Source organism: Shigella sp. SIG6 (assembly GCF_053555815.1).
The window spans coordinates 20,141-27,902 of record NZ_JBQZXC010000045.1 but is presented as its reverse complement, the minus strand read 5'-3'; the positions used below and the strand labels follow the sequence as shown (position 1 = coordinate 27,902).

Below are 7,762 nucleotides of genomic sequence, written 5' to 3'. Positions count from 1 at the left end.
AATACATTCTGGCGGCTACCTTCATCCACTAATGCCGTGACATACATGCCAGGCAGCAAGTCACCATTTGGGTTGGGGAAAATCGCCCGTAACGTCACGGAGCCCGTGGTTTCATCAACCGTCGGGTCGGAGAATTTCAGCGTGCCGGTCTGGCTGTAACGTTTACCATTTTCCAGATTGAGCTGTACTGGCGTACTGCCCTGAACCTGTTTGATTTGCCCACTGGCGACCTCTTCTTTCATGCGTAAGAAATCTTGCACCGACTGCGTGAGATCGACATAAATCGGGTCCAGACGTTGTACGGTAACCAGCGAATCTGCCTGATTAGCGGTAACGAGTGCGCCGACGGTCACCGACGATTTCCCGCTGACGCCCGTAATTGGCGAGGTGACATTCGCGTATTGCAGATTGATCGTCGCCTGTTCAACAGCCGCTTTGGCGACGGTGACATTGGCTTCTGCTTCATTCAGCTGGGTGCGCGCGGTGTCGTAATCCTGACGGCTAACGTAGTTGGTCTTCAGCAACGATGCCTGGCGGTTAAAGGTGATGCGGGCATTGCTGGCGGTAGAGAGCGCTTTCGCCAGCGAGCCTTTGGCGGAGTTTAGCTCGGCCTGTAAAGGTGCAGGATCAATCTGATACAGCGAATCGCCCTGGTTCACTTTATCGCCTTCGATAAAGTTGCGTTTAATGATAATACCGCCCACCTGGGGACGTATCTCGGCAACTTCATAAGGAACGGTTCTACCGGGCAATTCGCTCAACACATTGACCGAACCAGGGGAGAGTGTGACGACACCGACCTCAGGCGTCATGGCGGCGGCGTTTTCCGCCGATTTGTCATCGCAGGCGGTGAGCATCGCGCCGCAGAATAACAACGGTATTAACAGCTTTCTTCTTCTGTTCATTTTAGTCCCTGAAAATTCTTGAGAAATAACGGTTCTTTAAATTGCGCGCGAGGAGAGATATGAGGGATTTACAGACCAGCGGCATAGTGGGGTTGTCAGCCAGTAAGGTGGGATACAGGCACAGTGATCGACATGGTGAGGTCAACGACAAAAAAATGTTGCCGTTCTGCCAACAGTTCCTGCCAGCATTCGGGCAACGAAGGGTTCTACTGGTGGATACACATACCAGGGGAATCAAGTCGTTTTAGCCTCTCCTTTAGTAATCACCGGGGGTAATGAAATCAGCATCTGCATCCCTCGTCATGCCAGCCATCAATTTCAGTTGCTTATGTCCTGACTAAAAATAAGATGTGATACCCAGGGTGACGATGTCGCTCATACGTCTTAGTTTCAGCTTGTACATAATGTTGAATTTCTGAATCTTTAATGTTTGTTGCGAAATATTGAGCGTCGACGTGATATTGCTTTCATTTTTATTTTTCAGAATCAGTTGCATAATTTTGAACTGATTATGTGAAAAACATAATTGTGAATTCTTATGGGGCAAGTGTTTACCATAAGTAATCTCAAGAAGATTTTTGATACTTTCTTTGCGGCTAACAAAATAAATAGGCGCTTTAGCTTTTAGTTTACTGATGTGATAAGGTGCCAAAACAATAATTCTCTCGGCATCTAATTTCTCCAGAAATTTAATCGCTTCTTCATCAAGGATATGATTGTGATAGGTATCAATGATAACCTTGAAGGGTTTATTGCCTACTTTTTTGATCTCTGACAGGGAATTGATTTTTATCATTTCGTGATTATCTTTCAACTGCCAAAAGCCCTGTAAAAGAAAAGAATCTTTCGTCATGAGAAAAATCATAACTTGCTCCTTAGCCGTTATCGTTTCGAACATGTCATCCTTTTCATTATTTACATCCTTGTCCGAATCGTTGTTCAATATAGTAAACGCCTATAAGAACTTTGCCCTTCGTGAACTAATACGTCTATTAACACTAATCAATACTTCAGATTTATCCATCACGCACTCCATATATTGATCCTAAGTAAGATTCCTGGTTGTTATCAGCTTGTAAATAGTAAACAAAAAGTTAACGTTTGCGGATTACTGCCCAAGAATAAGTTATCAATAACCAGTTTGTGATCTCTGAAGAATATTACTAAAGTTAAAATGTAATCCGATTTAAATATCGAGTCTCCTTGTTTCGACTTAAGCTGGCAATTGGATTGCCAGCTTTCTTTTAACGCATTGAAATTACCTGAGTAAATAACGCATTCATGTCTTCAGGTTTTTATATAGCGTCTGGAGACACGGATATTTATGCAATGTAATCAACGCCAGTTGCAAAAAAATGAACCCGGATTACTTATTTAACCGCCCATAGCATCAACGCTTACGGAACTCTTTGTTCACTTTCCCACAGCACTTTTAAAACATTAAACCTGACTACGGAAAATATCAGCCATGATAATGTTTGAAATGGCTAATTTGCCATGGAGTGAAAAAAATTAGATGAAATTCAGTAGGTTGAAATAATCACTAGCAGGTAATTATTTCAATGATAGTGCGCAATTGATCTACAACACTGCGTAGCGGAGAGAGTATTAATCGGATCATAGTCACATCAAGTGACTATGATCCGGGTGACAACCGGGGTAATTATTGCTGCTTAACGAACAAACTGGCGAAGCTGAACAGGCTGGCGGCGCTAAATATCAGTTCAATTCCCACCAGTGTGGAAACCAGCGTTACAGACACCATCGGCGTTGCACCAAGGAATATCCAGGCAATGACGATATCCAGCACACCAATAACGAGCTGTAGCCAGCTGCCTTTCATTGAACGCTGACGATACCAACTCATCAGGCGAATAACCCCTGCAACACAGAACAAACCGGCAATAAATGCCGCAATGGCAAAAATGCCCAGCTCCGGTGCGCGGATGAAGAAATAGCCGATCAATAAATAGGCGACTGCGACGAGGAAACCGGATAATACCGGCCAGAAATTATGACTGCGGTTGCTGAATAACCCGACAATAAGCGCAATACCCGAGCAGATTAATAATGCACCCACTACTGTGCTTAAAATATCGCCAGAGACGAACGGGAAACTGATACACAGCAACCCGACGATAAACAGCAGCACGGCAATAAACTGGATTGCTCTGCGATGCTTTTTCAGCATCTCCAGATCAAACTTCAAAATTGTTGCCTTATCTATATATAACATAGAACCACCCTATAAAATTAAGAAGAAAATCCCCTGCTATCAATCTATGCCAAAAACGCGTCTAAGAATGCAGTCGATTTAATAAAAATTTCCTAATTGCAGTATCTGATGCATCTGTAACTCATTGTATTAAAATAAAAATATCTGATTTTGATATTTTCCATCAACATGACATATACAGAAAACCAGGTTATAACCTCAGTGTCGAAATTGATTCGTGACGGCTCTTTCACTTTATAGTTGAGGATATTACGATGAAAAAAGTATTAGGCGTTATTCTTGGTGGTCTGCTTCTTCTGCCAGTTGTGAGCAATGCAGCGGATGCGCAAAAAGCAGCTGATAACAAAAAACCGGTCAACTCATGGACCTGTGAAGATTTCCTGGCTGTGGACGAATCCTTCCAGCCAACTGCAGTTGGTTTTGCTGAAGCGCTGAACAACAAAGATAAACCAGAAGATGCGGTTTTAGATGTTCAGGGTATTGCAACCGTAACCCCAGCTATCGTTCAGGCTTGTACTCAGGATAAACAAGCCAACTTTAAAGATAAAGTTAAAGGCGAATGGGACAAAATTAAGAAAGATATGTAATTCCGGGAATGCGTTACATCGTACTTCCTTGCATATTGAACAGGCCGGAATATCTTCTTTAAAAGCAGCTATTCCTCCTGTTCATATATAATCTCTATATTGAATGGGTTACAAAATGAATATTTCATCTCTCCGTAAAGCGTTTATTTTTATGGGCGCTGTAGCGGCTTTGTCACTGGTGAACACACAATCTGCGCTGGCAGCCAATGAATCCGCTAAAGATATGACCTGCCAGGAATTTATTGATCTGAATCCAAAAGCAATGACCCCGGTTGCATGGTGGATGCTGCATGAAGAAACAGTATATAAAGGTGGCGATACCGTTACTTTAAATGAAACCGATCTCACTCAAATTCCTAAAGTGATCGAATACTGTAAGAAAAACCCGCAGAAAAATTTGTATACCTTCAAAAATCAAGCATCTAATGACTTGCCGAATTAATGAGGTACAAGTAAAAAGGAGTAGCAAGTTGAGCCATCTTGCTGCTCCTTTTTGCATTTTTATATGACAGCAGAATTTATTATACGTCTTATACTCGCGGCAATTGCCTGTGGCGCTATTGGCATGGAAAGGCAAATGCGCGGCAAAGGAGCAGGGTTACGCACACATGTATTAATTGGCATGGGAAGCGCCCTGTTTATGATTGTTTCGAAATATGGTTTTGCTGACGTGCTGTCTTTAGATCACGTCGGACTCGACCCCAGCCGTATTGCTGCTCAGGTGGTGACGGGCGTCGGGTTTATCGGTGCAGGTAACATTCTCGTTCGTAACCAAAATATTGTAGGTCTGACGACGGCAGCGGATATCTGGGTGACCGCCGCATAGGTATGGTTATTGGCAGCGGTATGTACGAACTGGGTATTTATGGTTCAGTGATGACCTTGTTGGTGCTGGAAGTCTTCCATCAATTAACCTTCCGCCTGATGAACAAAAATTACCATTTACAGCTGACATTAGTGAACGGTAATACGGTATCAATGCTCGACTGGTTTAAGCAGCAAAAAATAAAAACTGATTTAGTTTCGTTGCAGGAAAATGAAGATCATGAAGTGGTCGCCATTGATATCCAGCTTCATGCCACAACGTTGATAGAAGACCTGTTGCGATTATTAAAAGGTATGGCAGGGGTGAAAGGCGTTTCAATTAGCTAATCTGTGTGGCAGCGTAGCCAGACTCACCGTAAGCCTGAAATTCACACCAGATAATCAATATGCTGATGGCGTACCAGCTCATTGATCCGCTTAAGATTGAGGATCATCATGATATTGTGTTTATGGCAGTAGAACGTTTTTAGCGATATTTTCAGTTTCTCCAGAATATCTTCAGTTGTCATTTGATTCGCAATGCAGCTCAGAACCTGATGTTGCTTGCGCGAAAGTGACACATTCGCTTCAGGCACAGAGCAGTAACTGCCATTGATGAGTGCGACAAAATCAATGATAGTGATAGTCCGCGGAACAAAGGTCACCGGTACTTTCCCCAGACAGCGTTTAATATTAAAGGGGGAGAAAACAATGACATGGACAGGTTTTAATCGTTCAATTTGAGTGAGAAAATTAGAATGAAATACATTATTCATTAATGTATCAATAATGACGAAGGCATTCTGATGCAACATTACGTCGATCTCTTCTTCGTTCTGTATATGAACGACATTACCTTTACTCAGAATGTTTTTCATCGCGGTGAAGAACATCGTATCCCTGGTAATTATAAGAAACATAACCGACTCCTGGTGCGGACATTAACTTTATAATCAGTTTGCCAAAGGTAATTAACAGGACAGGGCTTATAATAATAATAGTTAGCTTACTGTATATTAATTTTATGTAATACATGATGCAGATGCTGAGAAAGCATCTGCATCTTTCGGTGGTGTTATTTGACCAGCTCAGGTGTTACCTGACTCACCGCATTGGTGTAGTAAGGCGCACCCCAGCCCGGTTCCGGCCAGAATGCACCATAGCCGTAATCCCACAGGTTATAGGTGGTATTAACCACTTCTCTCAAATGCCACACCTGGATGCCCTGCATATTCACTTCCAGGAAGTTATACGGGACTTTATTGATAAAGCCTGGTTGTTCACCCTGAATGGTACCGAGGATGGTAACAAAGTGATTACGATAGTTCACTGGATCAAGGAAGCCGCTTTGTCTGGCGAGCAGTCGGCCCTGATAGTTGGCTTCAATATCAGGCTTCGCATAGCTATCCAACGGTAATACAGCGATTTCTAACAACGTATCCGTTTTGCCATTGATAACGTTGATAACCTTCCCACCAAAGCGCGCTTGTTGACCAACATATAACCCCGGCTGGTTATGAACAGCAACAAAACTTTTTTGAATATCAGGTTGGTTATTGCCTTTGATATTTTGCGGAATTGAACTACATGCGGCAAGCAAAAATGAAAGGCTGAGGATGAGTGCACCTTTTGTCATGTTCATGTTACTATCCTTATCAACAAATATTAAAACCATAATAGATATTTCTTTATAGTTTTCATCTGATTCTGAGGTGATATGCCTGATAGTAACGTAAACCTGTCTGATGTTTATATCCCTTCTGTTTAGTTCAATTCCGTTATTTTGGGGCGTGGTATGAGTATCCATCGCCCAATAATATAACCCTTTGTTTTAAAATTACATAAAATCTATTTTTATTCAATGATTATAAAGTGCTAATAATCAATATTATGGTATTATATTCTGATAATGATTTGATAAGCGAATTCTTTTGCCAGATGGTATTTCTATTTTCACCCCATAATTTATATCTTTTTCATTAGGCAGATCTCTCTTTAAATAAAAGGGGTATGAAATCTTTTCGGGTTGAAGTGTCTCGTAATGAAATGCTATGAATTCATTTTTAGACATTGTTGCCCATTTTTGAATTTTATTGTATAGAGAGGGTGTTGTAAACTCTTGAAGTTGTTTATAACATATTTTTTTGAACTCTTGCTTATATTTTAATATGTCATCAAATGAAAGATTCACTACCTTTGCCTCTAAGAAATCAATTATTCTCGAAGCAATTTCCGCTTTCGCGCGTAAAGAGTTGTCATTAATAGTTAACAATGTAGAAAACAAGCCATTGATTTGTTTGTCAAGATGTTGTTCATATTTATGTAGTTTGGGGATGGGATTTTCCTTGTGTGAAAAAATAGTGTTAAATAAATTTGCGTCAGTGAAATTTATATTAAGTAGATCTTCAAAATAAAATTTTGATAAGGTTAGGACTAGCTTGGACATATCTTGCCCTGTCATGTTGAAATCAATAAAGTCGCATCCAGCAAGGGCTTCCATCCTATTTTCATTTTTACTGTGCTCAATATACAGCTTCGCCATTTTTAAGTACAAGCTTTGAATGTCTCTTATATCAGTTGGTAAGTCAGCTCGTTGCCCAGCAAAATTTTTATTATCGGAAGAAACGGTTTGGACACTGAATCTTTCGGGTATTCCTTCTTCTACGAGAATTTTAGTTATGATTGGATTGTTGGGTTCTGGATTAACGACAACAATGATTTGACATACAGAATCCTTATCCTTTTCGTATCTAATGTTATGAATCTGATTAAGTATTGATTGTGTCTGTTGCGTAAGTGGTGTCGAACTTATCGTTTCAATGTTATTAATAAGACTTACAAGTTGAACCACAACTTTTGAGTAGTCTGCATTTGTATATGTGGTGTTCGTGTGGCATGCATTAATTTGTTGGAGTTGTTGTTGCGCTAAATCAAATTGTTCAGGGTTGTATCCTTCTCCAGAGAATGTGGAATTAATGGTTTGTTGTTCTTCCCAATTATCACAAGGCCACTTCGGTGTGTCTGGCGTTTTAACATTATCGGTATTTGTTGTGCAGTTATAAATATCGCCGTGATATGTATTTATTATACCTGGGGTAAAGTCAATTGACATAACATTCCTTATTCATCATCTGTTTTATGCTAATGTTTTTAAATTGGATAATTAGAACAGGAATGGATTTTCTTCTACACACAATAAATATAATGCGTTATATCTTCCTGATATAATT

At 40.6% G+C, this 7,762-nt stretch carries 8 protein-coding genes and 2 pseudogenes; 4 read left to right on the top strand and 6 right to left on the bottom strand.

Features of this window, described 5'->3' with window-relative positions; translation table 11 throughout:
• Positions 1-857, bottom strand: an 857-nt coding sequence (locus tag ACUU1M_RS10000) for an efflux RND transporter periplasmic adaptor subunit (RefSeq protein WP_349631941.1), incomplete at its 3' end; no start/stop codon positions are given.
• Positions 858-964: 107 nt separating this feature from the next.
• On the opposite strand from ACUU1M_RS10000, the pseudogene ACUU1M_RS09995 reads away from it, so the two are divergent.
• Positions 965-1,242, top strand: a pseudogene (locus ACUU1M_RS09995) (hypothetical protein).
• Here the strand turns inward: ACUU1M_RS09995 and gadE are convergent.
• Entirely contained in the window at positions 1,243-1,770 is a 528-nt protein-coding gene (gene gadE / locus ACUU1M_RS09990) for an acid resistance transcriptional activator GadE (protein WP_000576690.1), read from the bottom strand.
• Positions 1,771-2,568: 798 nt separating this feature from the next.
• Positions 2,569-3,141: an acid-resistance protein HdeD gene (hdeD, locus tag ACUU1M_RS09985; protein ID WP_000965672.1), complete on the bottom strand. Its 573-nt coding sequence runs from the start codon at positions 3,139-3,141 to the stop codon at positions 2,569-2,571.
• A gap of 254 nt (positions 3,142-3,395) precedes the next feature.
• Here hdeD and hdeA point away from each other — a divergent pair, with 254 nt between their 5' ends.
• The 3 genes and pseudogenes from hdeA to ACUU1M_RS09970 all read left to right on the top strand — a co-directional run bounded on the left by hdeA (position 3,396) and on the right by ACUU1M_RS09970 (position 4,880).
• The gene (gene hdeA / locus ACUU1M_RS09980; protein ID WP_000756550.1) at positions 3,396-3,728 is read left to right on the top strand and encodes an acid-activated periplasmic chaperone HdeA; all 333 of its coding nucleotides are present in this window, start codon (positions 3,396-3,398) and stop codon (positions 3,726-3,728) included.
• Between the two features lie 115 nt (positions 3,729-3,843).
• Positions 3,844-4,170, top strand: coding sequence for an acid-activated periplasmic chaperone HdeB (hdeB, locus tag ACUU1M_RS09975; protein ID WP_086563771.1), 327 nt, complete (start codon positions 3,844-3,846; stop codon positions 4,168-4,170).
• 63 nt (positions 4,171-4,233) lie between these two features.
• Positions 4,234-4,880 (top strand): annotated as a pseudogene (locus ACUU1M_RS09970) (MgtC/SapB family protein).
• A 41-nt stretch (positions 4,881-4,921) separates the two neighbouring features.
• Here ACUU1M_RS09970 and ACUU1M_RS09965 read toward each other — a convergent pair.
• From ACUU1M_RS09965 to ACUU1M_RS09955, 3 genes are all read right to left on the bottom strand, one after another.
• Positions 4,922-5,452, bottom strand: coding sequence for a helix-turn-helix transcriptional regulator (locus ACUU1M_RS09965; protein WP_000478623.1), 531 nt, complete (start codon positions 5,450-5,452; stop codon positions 4,922-4,924).
• A 155-nt stretch (positions 5,453-5,607) separates the two neighbouring features.
• Positions 5,608-6,174 carry an outer membrane lipoprotein Slp gene (gene slp / locus ACUU1M_RS09960; RefSeq protein ID WP_001057453.1) on the bottom strand — a complete coding sequence of 189 codons (567 nt, stop codon included), beginning with the start codon at positions 6,172-6,174 and terminating at the stop codon, positions 5,608-5,610.
• 246 nt (positions 6,175-6,420) lie between these two features.
• Positions 6,421-7,644: a hypothetical protein gene (locus ACUU1M_RS09955; RefSeq protein ID WP_000020620.1), complete on the bottom strand. Its 1,224-nt coding sequence runs from the start codon at positions 7,642-7,644 to the stop codon at positions 6,421-6,423.
• Positions 7,645-7,762: the final 118 nt, after the last annotated feature.

Coding starts and splice junctions, on each gene's coding strand:
- gadE (WP_000576690.1), bottom strand. CDS start 1,770: ATGATTTTTCTCATGACGAAAGATTCTTTTCTTTTACAGGGCTTTTGG.
- ACUU1M_RS09965 (WP_000478623.1), bottom strand. CDS start 5,452: ATGTTTCTTATAATTACCAGGGATACGATGTTCTTCACCGCGATGAAA.
- hdeD (WP_000965672.1), bottom strand. CDS start 3,141: ATGTTATATATAGATAAGGCAACAATTTTGAAGTTTGATCTGGAGATG.
- ACUU1M_RS09955 (WP_000020620.1), bottom strand. CDS start 7,644: ATGTCAATTGACTTTACCCCAGGTATAATAAATACATATCACGGCGAT.
- hdeB (WP_086563771.1), top strand. CDS start 3,844: ATGAATATTTCATCTCTCCGTAAAGCGTTTATTTTTATGGGCGCTGTA.
- hdeA (WP_000756550.1), top strand. CDS start 3,396: ATGAAAAAAGTATTAGGCGTTATTCTTGGTGGTCTGCTTCTTCTGCCA.
- slp (WP_001057453.1), bottom strand. CDS start 6,174: ATGAACATGACAAAAGGTGCACTCATCCTCAGCCTTTCATTTTTGCTT.